Source organism: Streptomyces sp. MS191 (assembly GCF_008042125.1).
GTDB lineage: Bacteria > Actinomycetota > Actinomycetes > Streptomycetales > Streptomycetaceae > Streptomyces.
The window spans coordinates 766764-787339 of the sequence record NZ_RDBI01000066.1 but is presented as its reverse complement, the minus strand read 5'-3'; the positions used below and the strand labels follow the sequence as shown (position 1 = coordinate 787339).

Genomic DNA, 20576 nt, shown 5'->3' with positions numbered 1-20576 from the left:
TCGCCCCGCAGACCGGCCGGCTCATCTTCCGGATCGGCCTGACCCGGACCATGGTGCTCGGCTTCGTGCTGCTGTGCGCCGGCACCCTGTGGCTGGCCCTCGCGCTCGATCCCGACGGCACCTTCGCCACCACCGTCCTCGCACCGAGCCTGCTGGCTGGTGTTGACCAGCCCCGAGGCGAGCCCGGTCTCCTCGGGGGAGGCCTCGGCGGTGGCGGCCACGTTGGTGGTGACCATGACCAGCGGCAGGGCGACGCCGAGCAGCAGGCTCGGTGCGAGGACGGTGGTGGCGAAGGTGCCGTCGGGATCGAGCGCGAGGGCCAGCCACAGGGTGCCGGCGCACAGCAGCACGAAGCCGAGCACCATGGTCCGGGTCAGGCCGATCCGGAAGATGAGCCGGCCGGTCTGCGGGGCGACCGCGACGACGACCGCCGACAGGGGCAGCAGGCCGAGTCCGCCGCCCAGCGGCCCGTACCCGAGGACGCTCTGCAGGTAGAGGCTGACCAGGAAGAACATCGGGAACATCGCCATCTGGCCGAGGGCGCCGAGGGTGTTGGCCAGGCGCAGGGCCGGACGGCCGAGGACGGCCGGTGGGACGAGCGGGACGGCGGTGCGCGCCTCGGTGACGGCGAAGGCGGCGAGCAGGACGAGGCCCGCGCCGCCCGCGCCGAGGGTCCGGCCGGAGAGCCATCCGGAGTCGCCGGCGCCGACGAGGGCGTACGCGACGAGGCCGAGCCCGGCGGTGGCCGTCAGGGCTCCCGCGAGATCGAAGCCGCCGGGAGCGGGCACGCGGGCCGGGCGGGCGGCGGCCGGGGGCAGGACGCGCGGGGCCAGGACGCCGAGCAGGACGGCGACGAGCACGTTGAGCCAGAACGTGGAGCGCCAGCCGAGCAGGTCGGTGAGGACCCCGCCGAGCACGGTCCCGAGGACGCCGCCGAGCCCGCCCATGGCGGCGAAGGCGCCGAGCGCCCGGTGGCGGGCGGGTCCGTCGGGGAAGAGGACGAGGAGCAGGGCGAACGCGGCCGCGGCGGCGAGGGCGGCGCCGGCTCCCTGGACGGCCCGGGCGGCGACCAGCGCGACCGGGTGCGGGGCGAGGCCGCCGGCGGCGGAGGCCGCGGCGAGCAGGCCGAGGCCGGTGAGGTAGAGCGTGCGGTGGCCGAGCAGGTCGGCGGCCCGTCCGCCGAGCAGCAGGAGCCCGCCGAAGGTGATGAGGTACGCGTTGGCCACCCAGGACAGGTCCGCGGAGCCCGCCCCGAGGTCTTCCCCGACGGAGGGCAGCGCGACGTTGACGATCGCGGTGTCCAGGATCAGCAGCAACTGCGTGGCGGCGAGCAGGACGAGCGCGCCGCGCGAGGATCGCCCGTCGCTCACCGCGCGCCTCCGCGGGCCTGCGGGCGTGGGCCGCCGGCGGGCGTGGGCCGGCGCGACCGCCCGGGGTCCGGCCGGTCCCCCGGCGTCCCTCCCTCGTCGGCGGCCGGGTCCGTCGCGCCCCTGGGGCGTGTTGCGGGCGCCCGCGACCTCACCTCGTGGTCCCGAGGTCGTAGCCGTCCAGACAGGCCTGGGCGAGCGACGTGCAGTCGTCGGCCGCGCCCGCCCAGGTCTGCATCGTGAGGTAGACGTGAGGGGCGCCCTGGTAGAAGCGCTCGTACTGCTCGTGGCGTCCGGCGAACTCCGAGCCGAGCGCGTCCCAGGCGAGCTTGAGCAGCTTGAGGCGGTCCTCCGCCGGGTGGCCGGGGGTGCGGAAGTACCGGTGGACCAGCGGCCCCAGTTCGGGGTGGAGCAGATCGCGGCCGGAGGCGGGCTGCTGGATGATCGCCCCGCCCGCGAGCAGCTTGATGTCCTGGACGGCCCGCGGATAGAGCTCGCCCGCCATGATCCGCTGGGCGAAGGAGATCTCCTGCCCGGGCCGGACCCCGCCCCGCCCCTCGTCGACCGGCTCCCACGAGGCCTCCGCCGCGAGCACGAAGGCCTTGGCCTGCGCGACCATGCCGAGGAGCCGGCCGATCGCCTGGGTGACCGCCGGGACCCCGTCCGTACCGTTCGAGCGGGCGACGAGGATGGCCAGGCCGGTGAGGAACTCCAGCTTGGTCCAGAAGCGGGTCGCCGACTGGTGCACGAAGTTCAGGTACGCGGGGGTGCGCCACCACATCGCGGCGGTCGCGTCCACGTCCCGGTACGTCAGCACCCGCTCCCAGGGCACGAACACGTCCTCGCACACGAGCATCGCGTCGTTCTCGTCGTAGCGGGAGGAGAGCGGCTGGTCGAAGACGGAGCGCGCGCCCGCCTCGTACGAGGTCCGCGAGATCAGCCGGAGTCCGGGCGTGTCCGCCCTGATCGAGAAGCTCAGCGCGCGGGCGGTGTGCTCGGGGGCGAGCGGTTCGATCGTGCCGACGAGGATCTCGTCGGCGAACACCGCCCCGGTGCCGATGGTCTTGGCGCCGCGGACGACGACGCCGTCGTCGCGCTCCGCCACGACCCGCACCGTCAGGTCGTCCTCCCCCTGTCCGGAGGCGGGGTCGGTGAGGGTGAAGGCGCAGTGCAGGTCGCCCTCGGCGAGCCTGCGGTGGTACGCGAGGGCGTTCGCGGCCCCGTCGAAGCCGTCGGTGGTGAAGACCCCGGGCAGGGCGGCGAACCCGGCCGCGCCCGAGGCCATGTAGTCGGGGGTGCGGCCCAGGAAGCCGTAACTGGCCTCCGCCCACAGCTTGTACGCCCGCCGGCGCGCGACGAGGTCCTCGTACGAGCGGGGCACGGCGTAGGCCCGGTGCACCCCGCCCTGGGCGAGCAGCGGGGTGTGCGGGGAGTCGTGGGCGAGGTCGTACAGCCCGGCGAAGGAGGCCGCCGTGGCCCGGAAGGCGGGATGCGTGGTGACGTCCTTGATCCGCTCGCCGTCGAGCCAGATCTCGCGCCCGTCACGCAGCGCCTCCAGATACTCGTGCCCGGACCTCGTCACCGCTGGTCGCCTCTCCTCCTGTGCCACCGCTGTTGCCGTCCCGAGCCTGTCCGGCCCGGGACACCCGGGCAATGAACGTCCGTCCAGCGGTCCTTAAGAACCGGCCAGCCGAATGCGGCGAATGCGGTTTTCGTACCGCATCGGGCGTGGCCGGACGGGACCGCGGGGCGTCAGGCGGCGTGGTCGTAGCCGGAGCGGTACTCCCCCGGGGTCATCCCGAACCACTTGCGGAAGGCCAGGTGGAAGCCGACCGCGCTCTGGTAGCCGACGCGCGGCGGCACGGCGGACTGCGGGATCGAGGTCTCGGTGAGCAGCCGGGCCGCCTCCTGCATCCGCCGTCCGGTGAGGTGCCGGGCGGGAGCCTCGCCGACGAGCTCGCGGAAGGCCGCGGTGAAGGCCGAGCGGGACATGCCGACCTCGCGGGCCAGGGACTCGATCGTCCACGGTTCGGCGTACCGGGTGGCGATCATCACCATCGCGCGGCTGATGCCGGGATGCCGCAGCACGGGCAGGGTGGCGGGGTTGTCGGCGAGTTCGCGCAGCAGCGGGCGGAGCGCGAGCACCAGGGCCATCTCGAMGGCGCGCAGGGTGATGAGACGGTCCCCGGGGCCGACGGGCCGGTCGGGCGCGGCCAGCAGCCGCAGGGTGTCCCGGAGCAGCGGTTCGCGGTCGACCTGCGCGCCGTCGAGGACCAGAGCCCAGGGCAGCGAGGTGTAGAGGCCGGTGGCGGCGCTGGCGTCGTAGTGGAGTCCGGCGCAGAGCAGCCGGCTGACGGCCCCGTCGCCCGAGATGACGATCTCGCCCGAGGTGCCGGGCTGGCGCTCGGGAAGGACGGCCTTGAGCGGCACGCCCTGGCGGTCGGGCCGGTCGGAGAGCCGGTGGGCGATCCCGGTGGGAAAGACGATCAGGTCGCCGGCGTGGAGCTCCAGCGGCGCCTGACCGTCGCCGGTGATCCAGCAGCCGCCCTCGACGATGTAGTGGAGGACGGCGCAGCTCTGCTCGGCGTCGCCCTCGATGGCCCAGGGGGCGCGGACGTGCCAGCGGCTGTCGAAGACCCCGGTGAGCCGGAGCGGTTTCAGCAGTTCGCTGAGCAGGTCGGCCCGCTCCTCGTCGCAGCGGTCCCCGCGCCGTTCCTCGCACGGGGTGCGGCGGCGTTCCCGGCCCTGCTCGCGGGGCTGGTCGGTGCCCCACTCGTCGCGCTGGTCCTCACGTCGGTCGTCACGATCGGTTCGCACGTTTTCCATGGACGATCCTTCAACTTCCGCCCCGGTTTGTTAATTGAACGGCCGAAGCCGCCGCCGCCAGCCTGAGAGTGCCGTCACGGCAGCCGTCACAGCCTATCGAAGGGCCCTTCACACACATGTCCAGTCACATTCCGATGCGGGTCGCCGTCGTGGGAGCGACCGGTTTCCAGGGCGGCGCAGTGGCTCGCCTGCTGACCGAGCGGCACCACAAGGTGCGTACCCTGACCCGGCGTCCGGCGGGCGACCGTCCGCCGCTGCCGGGCGCCTCCTTCGTCGCGGGCGACCTGGCGAGGCCCGCCGACGTCCGCCGGCTCTTCGACGGCATGACGCACGCCTCGGTCGTGCTGCCGCTGGTCTACGAGCCGGAACGCGTCCGCCTGTACGCGCGGAACATCGCGCACGCGGCCGTCGAGGCGGGCATCGTGCGGATGGTCTACAACTCCAACACCCGTATCCCGCAGGGCCCGACGTCCGTGGCCGCGTTCGAGACGCGCCGGATCGCCGAGGAGGTGTTCCGGGAGAGCGGGATACCGCTGGTCGTCGTCCGGCCGCCGGTGTACCTGGACAACCTCTTCTCGCCGTGGAACGGTCCCGCCCTGGTCGACGAGGGCGTCCTCGCCTATCCGCTGCCGGCGTCCGCGCCGACGGCCTGGCTCTCGCACCGGGACCTGGCGGGGGCGGTGCTCGCCGCGCTGACCACGGACGGCCTGGAGGGGCGGACGTTCGACATCGGCGGCGCGCACTCGCTGACGGGCGCGGAGCTGGCCGCCGCGTTCGGCCGGGGCCTCGGCCGGTCGGTGCAGTACCTGCCGCTGCCGCCCGACGTCTTCGAGCGCGGCCTGGCCCGGCTCCTGGGCCCGGCCGCGGCGGCCGGGGTCGCGGGGATCTACCACTACATGGCGACGGGCGCCGACCCGCTGCTGCTCGCGGCCGACGACGGGGTCTCCGCGGAGGTCCTCGCGGTGGAGCCGGCCCCGGTGGACGAGTGGGTCATGCGTCAGCCGTGGCAGGTGTGGTCCAGCGACACGGAGGAGCAGTCGGCCTCCCCGCAGGGCTGACGCGGGCGCGGCGGAMCGCCGCGACCCGGGACTCCCTGCGCGCCGGACACCGCGCGCCGCACCCGCACTTCCGCGCGCCCCCGGCCCACCGGCCCCGCCCCACAAGGACGGGGCCGGTTTCTTGTGGGCGTCGTGTGCTTGTCCGCACGGCTACGTCCTAGTAGTTAACAAAGCGCCGGATTGCCCACCCGAATCCAGTGGAAGGCTCCTCCGGTACAGCCCGTAGATCCGCCATCCGAGTGAACGCGGACAGGAGCGGCCATGCCCGCAACCCGCCAGCCGTCCACGGAGCTACAAAGAGCGCACAACCACCCGCACCCCCGTAACCCCTCAGGTGATGCTGTGAATCCGCTCATGGGACGTATTCCCGTACTGGACGTCCGCCCGCTGGTCGACTGCGGTCGCCGGCCCGCGAAGGCGGTGGTCGGAGAGACCTTCGAAGTGTCGGCCACCGTCTTCCGCGAGGGCCACGACGCCGTCGCCGCCAACGTCGTCCTGCGCGGCCCCTCGGGCCGCCCCGGCCCCTGGACCCCGATGCGCGAGCTCGCGCCCGGCACCGACCGGTGGGGCGCCGAGGTCACGCCGGACGCCGAGGGCCCCTGGACGTACACCGTCGAGGCGTGGAGCGATCCGCTCGCGACCTGGCGCCACCACGCGAAAATCAAGATTCCGGCCGGGATCGACACCGAACTGGTCCTCGCCGAGGGCGCGGAGCTCCACGAGCGCGCCGCCAAGGGCGTCCCCAAGAAGGGCGGCGGGCGGGAGGCCGTGCTCGCCGCGGCGGACGCGCTGCGCGACGGCTCCCGGCCCGCCGCGGCCCGTCTCGCCGCCGCGCTCGCCCCGCGCGTGACCGGGACGCTCGACCGCCACCCGCTGCGCGAACTGCTCAGCTCCTCACCCGCGTTGCCGGTGCAGGTGGAGCGCGAGCGGGCGCTGTTCGGCTCCTGGTACGAGTTCTTCCCGCGCTCGGAGGGCGTGAAGAAGGTCCGGGGCCGGACCGTTCCGGGGACGTTCCGCACCGCGGCCGAACGGCTGCCGGCGATCGCGGCGATGGGCTTCGACGTCGTCTACCTGCCCCCCATCCACCCGATCGGCACCACCCACCGCAAGGGCCCCAACAACTCCCTCTCCGCGAGCCCCGAGGACGTCGGCGTGCCCTGGGCGATCGGTTCTCCGGAGGGCGGCCACGACGCGGTCCACCCGGACCTGGGCACGATCGAGGACTTCGACGCCTTCGTGGCCCGCGCCCGCGAACTGCGGCTGGAGATCGCGCTGGACTTCGCGCTCCAGTGCTCGCCCGATCACCCGTGGGTGGAGAAGCACCCGGAGTGGTTCCGCCACCGCCCGGACGGCTCGATCGCGTACGCCGAGAACCCGCCGAAGAAGTACCAGGACATCTACCCCATCGACTTCGACGCCGCAGGCGACGACATGGACGGGATCGTCGCCGAGACCGTGCGGGTGCTGCGGCACTGGATGGACCACGGCGTCCGGATCTTCCGCGTCGACAACCCGCACACCAAGCCGGTGGTGTTCTGGGAGCGGGTCATCGGCGAGATCAACCGGGCGGACCCGGACGTGATCTTCCTGGCCGAGGCGTTCACCCGGCCGGCGATGATGCGCACGCTCGGCGCGGTCGGCTTCCAGCAGTCCTACACGTACTTCACCTGGCGCAACACCAAGCAGGAGCTGACGGAGTACCTCACGGAGCTGTCCGGGGACGCGGCCGCGCACATGCGGCCCAACCTCTTCGTGAACACCCCCGACATCCTGCACGCCTACCTCCAGGACGGCGGCCGGCCGGCCTTCGAGGTGCGCGCGGTGCTCGCCGCGACCCTCTCGCCCACCTGGGGCGTCTACGCCGGCTACGAGCTGTGCGAGAACACCGCGCTGCGGGACGGCAGCGAGGAGTACCTGGATTCGGAGAAGTACCAACTGCGGCCTCGGGACTGGGAGTCGGCGGAGCGGTCGGGAGCGTCGATCGCCCCGCTGATCACCACGCTGAACCGGGTCAGGCGCCGGCACCCGGCCCTGCGCCGGCTGCGCGGGCTGCACTTCCACGCCACCGACAACGACGCCGTGATCGCGTACAGCAAGCGCTCGGGCTCGAACACGGTTCTGGTGGTCGCAAATCTCGACCCTCACCACACCCAGGAGGCCACGGTCTCGTTGAACATGCCGGAACTCGGCCTCGACTGGCACGAGACCGTACCGGTGCGCGACGAGCTCACCGGCGAGACCTATCACTGGGGCAGGGCCAGCTATGTGCGCCTCGAGCCGGGTGTCACGCCCGCGCACGTCCTCGTCCTGCGACCGTCCCCGCAGACCGGAGGGTCACCCACCTCATGACTGTCAACGAACCCGTCCCCGACACCTTCGAGGACACCCCCGCCAAGGACCGTGATCCCGACTGGTTCAAGCGAGCGGTGTTCTACGAGGTCCTCGTCCGCTCCTTCCAGGACAGCAACGGCGACGGCGTCGGCGATCTCAAGGGCATCACGTCCAAGCTGGACTACCTCCAGTGGCTGGGGGTGGACTGCCTCTGGCTGCCGCCCTTCTTCAAGTCCCCGCTCCGGGACGGCGGCTACGACGTCTCCGACTACACGTCGGTGCTCCCCGAGTTCGGCGACCTGGCCGACTTCGTGGAGTTCGTGGACGCGGCGCACCAGCGCGGCATGCGCGTCATCATCGACTTCGTCATGAACCACACCAGCGACCAGCACCCGTGGTTCCAGGAGTCCCGTTCCGACCCGGACGGGCCCTACGGCGACTACTACGTCTGGGCCGACGACGACAAGCAGTACCAGGACGCCCGGATCATCTTCGTCGACACCGAGACGTCGAACTGGACCTTCGACCCGGTGCGCAAGCAGTACTACTGGCACCGCTTCTTCTCGCACCAGCCGGACCTCAACTACGAGAACCCGGCGGTGCAGGAGGAGATCCTGTCCGCGCTGAAGTTCTGGCTTGACCTCGGGATCGACGGCTTCCGGCTGGACGCGGTGCCGTACCTGTACCAGCAGGAGGGCACCAACTGCGAGAACCTCCCGGCGACCCACGGCTTCCTCAAGCGGGTCCGCAAGGAGATCGACGACCACTACCCCGACACGGTGCTGCTCGCCGAGGCGAACCAGTGGCCGGAGGACGTCGTCGACTACTTCGGCGACTTCGCCGCGGGCGGCGACGAGTGCCACATGGCGTTCCACTTCCCCGTGATGCCGCGCATCTTCATGGCCGTGAGGCGCGAGTCCCGCACCCCGGTCTCCGAGATCCTGGCCAAGACCCCGGCCATCCCGGACGGCTGCCAGTGGGGCATCTTCCTGCGCAACCACGACGAGCTGACGCTCGAGATGGTCACGGACGAAGAGCGCGACTACATGTACGCGGAGTACGCCAAGGACCCCCGGATGCGGGCGAACATCGGCATCCGCCGGCGGCTGGCACCGCTGCTCGACAACGACCGCAAGCAGATGGAGCTGTTCACCGCGCTGCTGTTCTCGCTCCCCGGCTCGCCGGTGCTGTACTACGGCGACGAGATCGGGATGGGCGACAACATCTGGCTGGGCGACCGCGACGGGGTGCGCACCCCGATGCAGTGGACACCCGACCGGAACGCGGGCTTCTCGTCCTGCGACCCGGGCCGGCTGACCCTCCCGGCCATCATGGACCCGGTCCACGGCTATCAGGTCACGAACGTGGAGTCGGGGATGGCCTCGCCGTCCTCGCTGCTGCACTGGACGAAGCGGATGATCGAGATCCGTAAGCAGAACCGGGCCTTCGGGCTCGGCTCCTACACGGAGCTGCCCTCGTCCAATCCGGCCGTGCTGGCCTTCCTGCGGGAGTCCGCCCCCGAGGAGGGGATGGACGCCGATCTGGTCCTGTGCGTGAACAACTTCTCGCGCTTCGCGCAGCCGACAGAGCTCGATCTCCGCCAGTTCGAGGGAATGCATCCGGTCGAACTGATCGGCCAGGTGCGCTTCCCGCCCATCGGCCAGTGGCCGTATCTGCTCACTCTCGCAGGTCACGGCTTCTACTGGTTCCGACTGAAGAAGAGCCGCCGCGCGATCGGCTGATCACCGACCGTCAACTGACCGGGGTGGGGCGGGTTTCCCCCGCGCCACCCTGGGCACTGTGTCCCACACACGGTCGATTCAGGTCCATACGGGCCTTCTTGTCGGGCCCATACGGATCTTCCCCACCCGACACGTCCCGCACAGCCGGACAGTTCATGCTGCAATCCGGGACACTCTGCGCATTTGAACTCCCACGTGCGCCCCCCGGGGAAAGGACGCGATGCCATGCCGGAGACCGCATCCACCACCCGGGCCCCGGCCGCCCTCCTTCCGTCACTCGCTCCCCTGCTCCATGAATGGCTGCCTCGGCAGCGCTGGTTCGCGGGCAAGGGCCGCCGGGTCACCGGATTCACCTTGGAAGCGGCCACCGAGCTGCTGCCGTTGGACGGCGCGGGACCCGGTCTACTGCACCTGCTGGTACGGGTCGAACAACCCGGACGCCCGGCCGGTCAACCCGCCGACTGCTATCAGCTGCTGCTCGGTGTCAGGACACAACTGCCGCCACGCCTCGCCCCCGCCCTGATCGGGCGGATCCGGCAGGGGCCTCTGGCCGGCCGGGCCGTCTACGAAGGGCTGCGCGACCCGCGGCTCGCCGGACTGCTCTACGAACGACTGCGCACCCCGGGCCGGATCGGTCCGCTGCGCTTCTGCGGCACCGCCGCCCTGCCCGCCTCGCCGGCTCCCCGGATGCTGGACGCGGAGCAGTCCAACTCCTCACTGGTGTACGGCGACTCGTACATCCTGAAGATCTTCCGCCGGGTCAGTCCCGGCGCCAATCCCGACCTGGAGCTGCCGCTCGCGCTGGCCCGGGCGGGCTGCGAGCGGGTGCCCGAGCCGGTCGCCTGGTTCGAGTCGGGCGCCAGCACGCTCGGGGTGCTCCAGCCGTACCTGCGGGACTCCCGCGACGGCTGGCGGCTGGCGCTGGACGCGCTGGCCGAGGAGCGCGAGTTCGCCGAGGAGGCGCACGCGCTCGGCCGGGCCACGGCCGAGGTGCACCTCGCCCTGGCGACCGCGCTGCCCACCGAGCGGCTGCGGCGGACCGAGACCGAGCACCTGGCCCGGGAGATGGACCAGCGCCTCGCCTCCGCCGCGCAGGCGGTGCCGGCGCTGATGCCGTACGTGCCCGGGCTCCGGGCCGTCTTCGCGGCGGCCGGCGGCACGGTCGGGGCCGGGCAGCTCCAGCGGATCCACGGCGACCTCCACCTGGGGCAGACGTTGCGCTCCGCGGACGGCGGCTGGGCGGTGATCGACTTCGAGGGGGAGCCCGCGAAGCCGCTCACCGAGCGCTGCCGCCCGCAGCCCGCGGTCCGGGACGTCGCGGGCATGCTCCGTTCCTTCGACTACGCGGCCCGTACCCACCGGCCGTGGAACGCGGAGTGGGCGGCCCGGTGCCGGGACGCGTACTGCGCGGGCTACGCGGCGGCCTCCGGGACCGACCCCCGCTCGGATCCGGCGCTGCTGCGCGCCTACGAGACGGACAAGGCGGTCTACGAGGTCCTCTACGAGGCCCGCAACCGACCGGACTGGCTGCCGGTGCCGATGGCCGCCATCCACCGCCTGGCGGGGGCGGAGTGACGCCGCACCCGCGTCGCCTCCCGACCGTGCCGCCCGACCGGGCGGGACGGCCCCGCACACCGCGCCCGGCTCCCTCCCGCGGCCGTCCCGCGCCGCGCTCACGGATCCCCCGTTCGGCGCACCGCACGGCGCGGCGCCGGGCGGACCGGCGCCCGGAGCGGGACGCGATGCCCGTTCGGCGGAGTGTCCTGTGCGGCACGGCCGCCGTTGCGGTTGCGTGGGAACCGCCGCACCTCCCTCACCCCATCCTTCCGATTCCGCTGCTGGAGGCATACCCGTGACCGCCCGATCCGCACGCAAGACGGCCCGAACGACGACCGACGAGGTGCCCCCGGCGAAGAAGGCGGCCGCCCGGACGCCCGCGCCACGGGCGGAGGCCGAGCCGGACCGGACGGTCGCGCGGCCGGCGCCGCCGCTCGACGCGGGCGACCGCGCCCGGCTGCTCGCGGGCGAGCACCACGACCCGCACGGCGTGCTCGGCGCCCACCCGGTCCGCGGCGGCGTCGTGGTCCGGGTGCTGCGCCCGTTCGCCCGTGAGGTGGCGGTCCTCGCGAAGGGCCGGCGGACCGTGCTGCACGACGACGGGGACGGCTTCTTCTCCGGGGTCCTGCCGCTGCTGCGCAAGGTCCCCGCGTACGAGCTGCGGGTGCGCTACGACGGGGACGAGCTCGCGGTCCAGGACCCGTACCGCTTCCTGCCCTCCCTCGGCGAACTCGATCTGCACCTGATCGGCGAGGGCCGGCACGAGGAGCTGTGGAAGGCGCTCGGCGCCCGGCCGATGACGCACCAGGGCGCGACCGGCACCCGCTTCACCGTCTGGGCCCCGAACGCCCGCGGCGTGCGGGTCACCGGCGACTTCGTCCACTGGGACGGCACCGGCCTGCCGATGCGCTCGCTGGGCTCCTCCGGGGTGTGGGAGCTGTTCGTGCCCGGTGTCGCCGTGGGCGCGCTCTACAAGTACGACATCACGCGCCCCGACGGCTCCCACACGGTCCGCGCCGACCCGATGGCCCGCCGGACCGAGTGCCCGCCGAACACGGCCTCGATCGTGACCGACTCGGCCTACGCCTGGGACGACGCCGAGTGGATGGCGAACCGCGGCGCCCGGCCGCACCACGAGGCGCCGCTGTCCGTCTACGAGGTGCACCTGGCCTCCTGGCGGCCCGGTCTGACGTACCGGCAGCTGGCCGAGCAGCTGCCCGCGTACGTCAGCGACCTCGGCTTCACCCACGTCGAGCTCATGCCCGTCACGGAGCACCCGTTCGGCGGCTCATGGGGCTACCAGGTGACCGGCTTCTACGCGCCGACGGCCCGGATGGGCACGCCCGACGACTTCAGGTTCCTGGTCGACGCGCTGCACCGGGCGGGGATCGGTGTCCTGATGGACTGGGTCCCGGCGCACTTCCCGCGCGACGACTGGGCACTCGCCGAGTTCGACGGCCGCCCGCTGTACGAGCACGAGGACCCGCGCCGGTCGGCGCACCCCGACTGGGGGACCCTGGAGTTCGACTACGGCCGCAAGGAGGTGCGCAACTTCCTGGTCGCCAACGCGGTGTACTGGTGCGAGGAGTTCCACATCGACGGGCTGCGGGTGGACGCCGTCGCGTCGATGCTCTACCTCGACTACTCGCGCGAGCACGGGGAGTGGCTGCCGAACGAGTTCGGGGGCCGGGAGAACCTGGACGCGGTCGCGTTCCTCCAGGAGATGAACGCCACGGTGTACCGGCGCTGCCCCGGGATCATCACCTTCGCCGAGGAGTCGACCGCCTGGGACGGGGTGACCAGGGCGACCGACCAGGTCGGTCCGGGCGGCTTCGGCGGCCTGGGCTTCGGCATGAAGTGGAACATGGGCTGGATGCACGACTCGCTGGGGTACGTGTCCAAGGAGCCGGTGCACCGCAAGTACCACCACCACGAGATGACGTTCTCCATGGTGTACGCGTACAGCGAGAACTACATCCTGCCGATCTCCCACGACGAGGTCGTGCACGGCAAGCAGGCCCTGGTCTCCAAGATGCCCGGCGACTGGTGGCAGCAGCGCGCCAACCACCGCGCGTACCTCGGCTTCATGTGGGCCCACCCGGGCAAGCAACTGCTCTACATGGGGCAGGAGTTCGCCCAGGGGGCGGAATGGTCGGTGGACCACGGCCCGGACTGGTGGCTGCTGGACCCCTCGTACGGCGCGGAGGCGGACCACCGCGGTGTGCGGGACCTGGTGCGCGAGCTGAACACCGTGTACGGGCGGACCCCGGCCCTGTGGGAGCGGGACACCTCGCCGGAGGGGTTCGGGTGGGTCGCGGGCGACGCCGCCGAGGACAACGTCTTCGCCTTCCTGCGCCACGACGCCGAGGGGGCGCCGCTCCTCGCGGTCTGCAACTTCTCGCCCGTGGTGCGCCACGACTACCGGCTGGGGGTGCCCGAGTCCGTGGCGGCCTGGGCGGAGGTCCTGAACACGGACGAGACGCGGTACGGCGGCAGCGGGGTGGGGAACCCGGACCCGGTGAAGACCGAGTCGGTTCCCTTCCACGGCCGTTCGGCGAGCGTCCGGATGACGCTGCCGCCGCTGGCGACGGTCTGGCTGCGGCCCGCCTGACCCCGCAGGGGCCTCGCCCGCGGGCGGGGCCCCTGCGCCCGGAACGGACCTAAGCGGTGTCCGCGCGGCGGATGACGCCGAGCCGCTGGGTGGCGCGGGTGAGCGCCACGTACAGGTCGTTGACGCCGTGCGGGGCGGCGGCCCGGATGGTGTCCGGGTCGACGACCAGGACCGTGTCGAACTCCAGGCCCTTGGCCTGCCGGGGGTCGAGCAGCACCACCGGGCGGGTGAGGTCGGSCGCCGGCCCGTACGCGGCGTCCGGCAGCGCGGCCGTCAGCGCGGGGTGCAGGGCGGGCGGCGCGACGACGGCCAGGCGCCCCGCGGCGCGCAGTTCCACCGCGACCGCGTCGGCGGTCTCCTTCACCGGGTCCTCCACGGTCCGCTCCCAGGGCTCGACGCCGGTGGAACGGACCGAGCGGGGCGGTTCGAACCCGGGGTCGGCCTCGCGCCGGACCGCGGTGGCGACGGCCATGATCTCGGCCGGGGTGCGGTAGTTGACACCGAGCCGGACGAGTTCCCAGCGGTCCCCCACGTACGGGGAGAGGATGTCCTCCCACGAGCCGACACCGGCCGCGTCCCCGGTCTGGGCCGGGTCGCCGACCAGGGTCATGGAGCGGGTCGGGGTGCGGCGCATCAGCAACCGCCAGGCCATGGCGGACAGTTCCTGCGCCTCGTCGACGATGATGTGGCCGAAGGCCCAGGTGCGGTCGGCGGCGGCGCGTTCGGCGGCGCTGCGGTGGTCGGCCTCCTCGTGGCGTTCGGCGAAGCGCTCGGCGTCGATGATGTCGTGGGCGGAGAGGACCTCGGAGGCGTCCTTGTCCTGCTCCTCCTTGTCCTCGAACTCGTAGGTGCGGGAGGCGTAGGAGACGTCGAGGACGCCCTGCGCGTACTGGATCTGCTTCTGGCGTTCGGCCTCCTCGGCCGCGCGGGCGGCCGAGTCGTCCTCGCCGAGGAGTTCGGCGGCCTCGTCGAGCAGGGGCACGTCGGCGGGGGTCCAGGGGCCGGACGGGCGGCGGACGGCGGCGGCGTCCTCCTCGGGCAGGTGGGTCGGCTCGGCGAGGTAGTCGGCGAGGAACGCCTCGGGGGTGAGGGCCGGCCAGAGGGTGTCGACGGCGGCGTGGACCTCGGGGTTGGCGGCGACGCCCTTGGCGAGCAGGGCGATGTCGTCGGGGCCGAGGAAGTTGGGGCCGCCGTAGGGGTCGGCGCCGATGCGGTCGGCGAGTTGCTCGGCCAGCGCGTCGAGGATCCGGAAGACGAAGTAGGGCCGGGCGAGGTTGTGCGGCAGGCGGGTCTCGCGCGCCTTGTGACGGGCTTCGAGGGCCATGTCCCAGTCGATGACGAGGTCGCCGTCGTCGTGCGGCACGATCAGCGGCTCGCCCCGCTCGGGGACCTGCTGGCGGTCCCGTACGGCGGCGGCCAGCGCGTCGGCCATCGCGGCGGCGCCCTTGACCGCGGCGGCGCGCGGGGTGTCCGTGCCGGTGGCGCGGACGCCCGGGTACAGCTCGCCCGGTGTGGCGAGCAGGACTCCGGTCTCGCCGAGGGACGGCAGGACGTTGCCGATGTAGCCGAGGAAGGCGGGGTTGGGGCCGACGATCAGCACGGCGCGCTTGGCCAGCTGCTCGCGGTGCGCGTAGAGGAGGTACGCGGCGCGGTGCAGGGCGACGGCGGTCTTGCCGGTGCCGGGGCCGCCCTCGACGACGAGGATGCCGCGGTGCGGGGAGCGGATGAGTCGGTCCTGCTCGGCCTGGATGGTCTGCACGATGTCGTGCATGCGTCCGGTGCGGGCGGCGTCGAGCGCGGCGAGCAGCACCTCGTCGGCGTCCCGGTTCTCGTGGCCGGTGCGGGTGCGGTCGGCGAGGTCCAGGACCTCGTCGTGGAGGGCGGTGACCTCGCGTCCCCGGGTGGTGATGTGGCGGCGGCGGCTGAGCCCCATCGGCTCGTGGCCGGTGGCGAGGTAGAACGGGCGGGCGACGTCGGCCCGCCAGTCGACGACCAGGGGGGTGCGGTTCGGGTCGTCCTCGCGGATGCCGATGCGCCCGATGTGGTGGTCCCGCCCGTCCCCAGCGACGAAGCCCCGGGGCGAGTGCCCCGGGGCTTCGTCGTACCTGCCGGGCGCTCGCTCCTCCCGCATTCCGAGGAGACCGTCATGAACGCCCCCGCATCCCACGACCACCGCCGGCTCGGCCGCGAGCTGGGCCTGTTCGACACCGATCCGCTGATCGGCGCCGGGCTGCCGTACTGGCTGCCCGACGGCGCCGTGGTCCGGCACGCCCTGGAGGAGTACGTACGCGAGGTCGAGCGGCTGGCCGGGTACCGCCACGTGTACTCGCCGGTGCTCGGGAAACGCGAGCTGTACGAGATCTCGGGGCACTGGGAGCACTACAGCGACGACATGTTCCCGCCGATGGAACTCGGCGGCGAGGAGGTCGTCCTGCGGCCCAGCCTCTGCCCCCACCACGCGGTGATCTACCGCTCGCGGTCCCGCAGTCACCGCGAACTCCCGCTGCGCGTCGCCGAACTGGGCGGCATGTTCCGCTCCGAACCGTCCGGGGTGGTCGGCGGGCTGACCCGCGTCCGGGCCATCCAGCTCAACGACGCGCACGTCTTCTGCACCCTCGACCAGGTCGCGGACGAGGCCGCGGCCGCGCTGGAGCTGATCCGGCGGGCCTACGAGGTGCTGGGCATCGAGCCCGTCCGCCACCGGCTCTCGCTGCCCGGCCCCGGCGGGAAGTACGTCGCCGCCCCCGAGGCGTGGGAGCGGGCGACCGCCCTCCTGACCGAGGTGCTCGACCGCTCCGGGCTGCCCTACGAGGCGGCCGAGGGCGAGGCCGCGTTCTACGGGCCCAAGATCGACGTCCAGGTTGCCGACGCGGCGGGCCGCGAGTCCACCCTGTCCACCGTGCAGATCGACTTCCACCAGCCCGAACGCTTCGACCTGCGCTACGTCGGCGCGGACGGCGCCCGGCACCGGCCGGTCATGATCCACCGCAGTGTCGTCGGGAGCGTCGAGCGGGCCGTCGCCCATCTCGTCGAGCGGCACGGCGGCGCCTTCCCCGCCTGGCTCGCCCCCGTCCAGCTGGCGATCCTGCCGGTCTCCGACGCCCAGTCGCCGGAGGCCGAGGAGCTGGCCGCGCGCTGTGTCCGGCTCGGCCTGCGGGCCGAGGTCGCCGAACCCGGCCGGGGAACCCTGGGGGCCCGGATCCGGGCGGCCCGCCTCGTCCCGTACCAGGCGGTCGTCGGCCCGAAGGAGGCCGCCGGCGGTCTGGTGGCGCTGCGGCTGCGCGACGGCCGCCGGCTCGACGCGCGGCCGGCGGCGGAGGTCCTGTCCCGGGTGGCGGACCTGGTGGCGGCCCGCAGCCCCGAACTGTGGCCCGCGGACTGAGCGCCGGGCCGGTCCCCGGGGTCCCGGGGACCGGCCCGGCGCGGCTCAGGACGTCAGCACGTCGTCCAGTTCCTCCAGGAGCCGCCGCTTCGGGCGGGCGCCGACGATCGACTTCACCCGCTCGCCGGCCCGGAACACCATCAGTGTCGGCGTGGCCAGGACGCCGTAGCGCACCGTGATGCCGGGGTTCCGGTCCACGTCCAGCTCCACGATCTTCAGCCGGTCCGCCTCCTCGCCGGCGATCGCGCCGAGCACCGGGCCCAGTTGCCGGCACGGCCCGCACCAGTCCGCGGTGAACTTCACCAGCACCGGCCTGTCGGCGCCCAGGACCTCCGTGTCGAAGTCCGCCTCCGTCACCTCGGTGACACCCTCACTGCGCATCACTGCCTCCTCCTCCGAGTTCGCACGTGGGTTCCTGGCCGCCGGGCAGTTCCGCCTCGGCCCGCAGCAGCTGCGCGGCGACCTGTGCGCGCACCGCCCGGAGCTGCTCGACGAGCACGTCCAGCTCCGCGAGCTTCCTGCGGTACACGTCGAGCGACGCCGGACAGGCGTCACCCGCCGGGTGTCCCGCCTGCAGGCACTCGACGAACGGCCGTGTCTCCTCCAGCTCGAACCCGAAGTCCTGCAGGGTCCTGATCTGCCGGATCAGGCGCAGGTCGTCCTCGTCGTAGGTGCGGTAGCCGTTCTCCGTCCGCCGGGCGGCCAGGAGGCCACGGGACTCGTAGTACCGCAGAGTCCGCGTGGTGGTTCCCGCCCGCTCGGCCAGTTCGCCGATGCGCATGTCTCCGAACGTAAGCCTTGACGCCGACGTCAAGGCAAGCAGGGACGGCACGGCGCCCTCAGCCGCCCGCTCGCGACGACGGGAGGGCCGGCCACTCCTCGTGCGCGGTGCCTGCCGGCGGCTCGTCACGGAGCCGGGCGCGCGCGGCGCGCGGCGCGCCGGGATCCGCCTCGACGGGGCGGTGCGGGGTGACGGGTGCGGCACCCGGCCGGGGGTCTGCGGGGAGACGGAGCGCCCGTCCCCCGGAGGGGTCGCCGGGCCGGCGGCCGGCGTGGGTGGGGGGTCGACGGGTGGTGCGTGCGGTGGACCGGAGAGGCAAAAGCCCGTCCCTACTGCCCTCTTGCCTCCATGCCTCCGCTTTCGAGCGCGGACCGGCACGCGACGTGAGTGCCTTCATCCGAACCGGCCGGCGGCGCCTGTGTCAAGGGCGGTGGGCGTCGGGCGGCAGCAGCGGTTTCCGCTCCACCGGGGAGGAGAGCACGATCGAGGTCGTGGTCCGGCCGAGCGCGGAGGTCTGCTCCAGGATCTCCTCGAGGTGGATCGTGTCGGTGACGGCGACCTTGAGGAACCAGCAGTCCTCGCCCACCACGTGGTGGGCCTCCAGGATCTCGGGCCGGCCGGTCAGTTCCAGGGTCCGCGGGCTGCGCAGGGTGTAGCCGCCGTGCGGGTCGACCCGGATGAACGCCTGGATGCCGTAGCCGAGCCGGGCCGGCGAGACGTGCGCGCCGTAGCCGGTGATCGCGCCGCACGCCTCCAGCCGGCGCACCCGTTCGGTGACGGCGGCAGGGCTGAGCCGCACCCGGCGGCCGAGCTCGCTGAGCTTGATCCGGCCGTCGCTCTGCAGGAGGTCGAGGATCTGCCGGTCGATGGGGTCGAAGGCGGCTGCCGAGGTTCCGTCGGCGGCGGATCGCAGATGCCGTGGTTCCTTCGGTGCGGCGGCCGGTACTCCCATGTTTCCCCCTTCAGGCGGCGCGCGGACAACGTAACACTTGTCCCACCGCATAAGGGAGTTGGAATTCATGGACGTTCTGGTCATCGGTGGAAACCGCTATTTCGGAAAGCGGCTGATCACGCTTCTGCGGGAATCGGGGCATCGGGTCACGATGCTCAACCGGGGTTCTTCCCCGGCCCCGGACGGCGTCGGCCGGATCGTCGCCGACCGCGACGACGAGGCCGCACTGGAAGACGCCCTGAAGGGGCTTTCCTTCGACGTGGTCGTGGACCAGGTCTGCTACACGCCGCGCCAGGCGGAGATCGCCCGGCGGGTGTTCGCCGGGCGCACCGGGCGCTATGTGATGACGTCGACCGTGGAGGTGTACGCGTACGAGGACTCGGCCGCGCCGGTCGCCGAGGACGCCCTCGACCTGGACACGGTGGTCGTCGAGACGGACCTGCCGTGGGACGACCCGGAGTTCCGCGAGGCGCACTACGGGGAGGGGAAGCGGCAGGCCGAGGCGGTGTTCGCGGCCGGACCCCCCTTCGCCTGGACCTCCGTGCGGGTCGCCCATGTGCTGGGGGGCGCGGACGACTTCACCGGCCGGGTCGAGCACTACGCGCGACGCGTCCGGGCGGGTCAGCCGATCCGCGTGCCGGTGCGGAACCGTCCGGCGACCTACGTGTACGTGGAGGAGATCGCCGCGTTCCTCGCCTGGGCGGCCGGGGCCGACTTCACCGGACCGGTCAACGCCCATTCCCACGGCCTTCTCGACACCGCCGACATCTGCGCCGAGATCGTCCGGCAGACGGGCGGACGCGCCGTTTTCCAGGAGGTGGAGGTCGGCGAGGTGTCACCGTTCTCCTTCGCCCGCTCCTACGGAATGGACAACACCCGGGCGACCGCTCTCGGATTCTCGTTCCGGCATTCCTCCGAGTGGCTTTCGCGTGCCCTTTCCGAGACGCTCGGAGCGCGCTGATGCGCGCCCTGACGCTGGGCGGCGTACGGGTCGGCGCGGTGGGGCTCGGCACCATGCCGCTCTCCATCGAGGGCCGTCCCGAGGAGGCCCGGGCCGTGGCCACCGTGCACGCCGCCCTCGACGCGGGGGTCACGCTCCTGGACACCGCCGACTCCTACCATCCGCCCGGCGGCGAGCCGGGCGAGGGCGAGCGGCTGGTGGCCCGGGCCCTGGCCGCGTACGGCGGCCGGACCGACGACGTGCTGGTGGCGACGAAGGGCGGCCGCGGCCGTACCGGCGACGGCGGCTGGACGGTCGACGGCAGGCCCGGGCACCTGCGGAGGGCCGCCGAGGCCTCGCTCAGGCGCCTGGGGGGCGAGGCGATCGGGCTGTACCAGCTCCACAAGCCGGATCCCGCCGTTCCCTATGCCGAATCCCTGGGCGCGATACGCGAGTTGCTGGACGCCGGAACGGTCCGGCTGGCCGGGATCTCCAACGTGGACACGGACCGGATCCGCCTCGCGCGGGAGATCCTGGGCGAGCGGCTCGTCTCCGTGCAGAACCGGTACTCGCCCGCGGTGCGCTCGGGCGAGGCGGAACTGCGGCTCTGCGCCGAACTCGGCCTCGCCTTCCTGCCGTGGAGTCCGCTGGGCGGGATCTCGCGCAGCGCGCTGGACGGCGCCTCGGGCCAGGTGGCGGACCCCGCCTTCGCGGCCTTCCACCGGGTGGCGCGGGCCCGCGGGGTGAGTCCGCAGCGGGTCGCGCTGGCCTGGCTGCTCGCGCGGCCGGGCACGGTGCTGCCGATCCCGGGGGCGAGCCGTCCCGAGACGGTGCGGGATTCGGCCGCGGCGGCCGAACTCGTTCTCACGGAGCAGGAGTTGGCCGAGCTGGGCGTTCAACAGCCGAAGACACCGGACCCATTGACGGGATCCGTGTCTCCAACTACAAAAGCTCCCTGAGAGCGCTCTCAGCACGCCGGTACCGCCGGCGTGCACCCCCCTCGCACCCCCCGCGCACCATCCTTTCCGG

General features: G+C 73.0%; 15 protein-coding genes. 8 read left to right on the top strand and 7 right to left on the bottom strand.

All coding sequences use genetic code 11. From position 1 onward, the window contains the following. From EAO71_RS32225 to EAO71_RS32215, 3 genes are all read right to left on the bottom strand, one after another. Positions 1–1370, bottom strand: a 1370-nt coding sequence (locus EAO71_RS32225; protein WP_147981372.1) for an MFS transporter, incomplete at its 3' end; no start/stop codon positions are given. Positions 1371–1518: 148 nt separating this feature from the next. Continuing rightward, positions 1519–2949: a 4-hydroxyphenylacetate 3-hydroxylase family protein gene (locus EAO71_RS32220; RefSeq protein ID WP_147981302.1), complete on the bottom strand. Its 1431-nt coding sequence runs from the start codon at positions 2947–2949 to the stop codon at positions 1519–1521. Between the two features lie 170 nt (positions 2950–3119). After that, positions 3120–4193 carry an AraC family transcriptional regulator gene (locus EAO71_RS32215; RefSeq protein WP_261992439.1) on the bottom strand — a complete coding sequence of 358 codons (1074 nt, stop codon included), beginning with the start codon at positions 4191–4193 and terminating at the stop codon, positions 3120–3122. 116 nt (positions 4194–4309) lie between these two features. On the opposite strand from EAO71_RS32215, the gene EAO71_RS32210 reads away from it, so the two are divergent. The 5 genes from EAO71_RS32210 to glgB all read left to right on the top strand — a co-directional run bounded on the left by EAO71_RS32210 (position 4310) and on the right by glgB (position 13492). Beyond that, positions 4310–5251, top strand: coding sequence for an SDR family oxidoreductase (locus EAO71_RS32210; protein WP_187282904.1), 942 nt, complete (start codon positions 4310–4312; stop codon positions 5249–5251). A 354-nt stretch (positions 5252–5605) separates the two neighbouring features. Next, positions 5606–7600 (top strand): alpha-1,4-glucan--maltose-1-phosphate maltosyltransferase, encoded by a 1995-nt coding sequence (locus EAO71_RS32205; RefSeq protein ID WP_261992438.1) that lies wholly within the window; start codon positions 5606–5608, stop codon positions 7598–7600. After that, positions 7597–9324 (top strand): maltose alpha-D-glucosyltransferase, encoded by a 1728-nt coding sequence (gene treS, locus EAO71_RS32200; protein WP_147981300.1) that lies wholly within the window; start codon positions 7597–7599, stop codon positions 9322–9324. The genes EAO71_RS32205 and treS overlap by 4 nt, the downstream gene beginning before the upstream one ends. Positions 9325–9549: 225 nt before the next feature. After that, on the top strand, positions 9550–10899 hold the full coding sequence (locus EAO71_RS32195; protein WP_147981299.1) for a maltokinase N-terminal cap-like domain-containing protein: 1350 nt from the start codon (positions 9550–9552) through the stop codon (positions 10897–10899). A 277-nt stretch (positions 10900–11176) separates the two neighbouring features. Then, positions 11177–13492, top strand: a complete 2316-nt coding sequence (gene glgB, locus EAO71_RS32190; RefSeq protein WP_187282903.1) for a 1,4-alpha-glucan branching enzyme — start codon at positions 11177–11179, stop codon at positions 13490–13492. Positions 13493–13541: 49 nt separating this feature from the next. On the opposite strand, the gene EAO71_RS32185 is transcribed toward glgB, so the two are convergent. Next, a complete protein-coding gene (locus EAO71_RS32185) occupies positions 13542–15704 on the bottom strand; it encodes a HelD family protein (RefSeq protein WP_410094197.1) in 2163 nt (720 codons plus the stop codon). On the opposite strand from EAO71_RS32185, the gene thrS reads away from it, so the two are divergent. Further along, positions 15639–16874, top strand: coding sequence for a threonine--tRNA ligase (thrS, locus tag EAO71_RS32180; RefSeq protein ID WP_147981298.1), 1236 nt, complete (start codon positions 15639–15641; stop codon positions 16872–16874). The genes EAO71_RS32185 and thrS overlap by 66 nt on opposite strands. A 45-nt stretch (positions 16875–16919) precedes the next feature. Here thrS and EAO71_RS32175 read toward each other — a convergent pair whose 3' ends face one another. The 3 genes from EAO71_RS32175 to EAO71_RS32165 form a co-directional block, all read right to left on the bottom strand. Next, positions 16920–17258, bottom strand: a complete 339-nt coding sequence (locus EAO71_RS32175; protein WP_147981297.1) for a thioredoxin family protein — start codon at positions 17256–17258, stop codon at positions 16920–16922. Then, positions 17245–17655 (bottom strand): MerR family transcriptional regulator, encoded by a 411-nt coding sequence (locus EAO71_RS32170; protein ID WP_147981296.1) that lies wholly within the window; start codon positions 17653–17655, stop codon positions 17245–17247. Before EAO71_RS32170 ends, EAO71_RS32175 begins: the two co-directional genes overlap by 14 nt. 421 nt (positions 17656–18076) lie before the next feature. Continuing rightward, a complete protein-coding gene (locus tag EAO71_RS32165) occupies positions 18077–18607 on the bottom strand; it encodes an Lrp/AsnC family transcriptional regulator (protein ID WP_187282901.1) in 531 nt (176 codons plus the stop codon). Between the two features lie 67 nt (positions 18608–18674). Here EAO71_RS32165 and EAO71_RS32160 point away from each other — a divergent pair, with 67 nt between their 5' ends. Both EAO71_RS32160 and EAO71_RS32155 read left to right on the top strand, forming a co-directional pair. Next, the gene (locus EAO71_RS32160) at positions 18675–19568 is read left to right on the top strand and encodes an NAD-dependent epimerase/dehydratase family protein (protein ID WP_147981295.1); all 894 of its coding nucleotides are present in this window, start codon (positions 18675–18677) and stop codon (positions 19566–19568) included. Further along, on the top strand, positions 19568–20506 hold the full coding sequence (locus tag EAO71_RS32155; protein WP_147981294.1) for an aldo/keto reductase: 939 nt from the start codon (positions 19568–19570) through the stop codon (positions 20504–20506). Before EAO71_RS32160 ends, EAO71_RS32155 begins: the two co-directional genes overlap by 1 nt. Positions 20507–20576 lie beyond the last annotated feature (70 nt).

Bases quoted from the DNA above. Each gene is read 5' to 3' on its own strand.
- EAO71_RS32205 (WP_261992438.1), top strand. From the start codon at position 5,606: ATGGGACGTATTCCCGTACTGGACGTCCGCCCGCTGGTCGACTGCGGT.
- EAO71_RS32155 (WP_147981294.1), top strand. From the start codon at position 19,568: ATGCGCGCCCTGACGCTGGGCGGCGTACGGGTCGGCGCGGTGGGGCTC.
- EAO71_RS32195 (WP_147981299.1), top strand. From the start codon at position 9,550: ATGCCGGAGACCGCATCCACCACCCGGGCCCCGGCCGCCCTCCTTCCG.
- treS (WP_147981300.1), top strand. From the start codon at position 7,597: ATGACTGTCAACGAACCCGTCCCCGACACCTTCGAGGACACCCCCGCC.
- EAO71_RS32170 (WP_147981296.1), bottom strand. From the start codon at position 17,655: ATGCGCATCGGCGAACTGGCCGAGCGGGCGGGAACCACCACGCGGACT.
- EAO71_RS32165 (WP_187282901.1), bottom strand. From the start codon at position 18,607: ATGGGAGTACCGGCCGCCGCACCGAAGGAACCACGGCATCTGCGATCC.
- thrS (WP_147981298.1), top strand. From the start codon at position 15,639: ATGAACGCCCCCGCATCCCACGACCACCGCCGGCTCGGCCGCGAGCTG.
- EAO71_RS32210 (WP_187282904.1), top strand. From the start codon at position 4,310: ATGTCCAGTCACATTCCGATGCGGGTCGCCGTCGTGGGAGCGACCGGT.
- EAO71_RS32160 (WP_147981295.1), top strand. From the start codon at position 18,675: ATGGACGTTCTGGTCATCGGTGGAAACCGCTATTTCGGAAAGCGGCTG.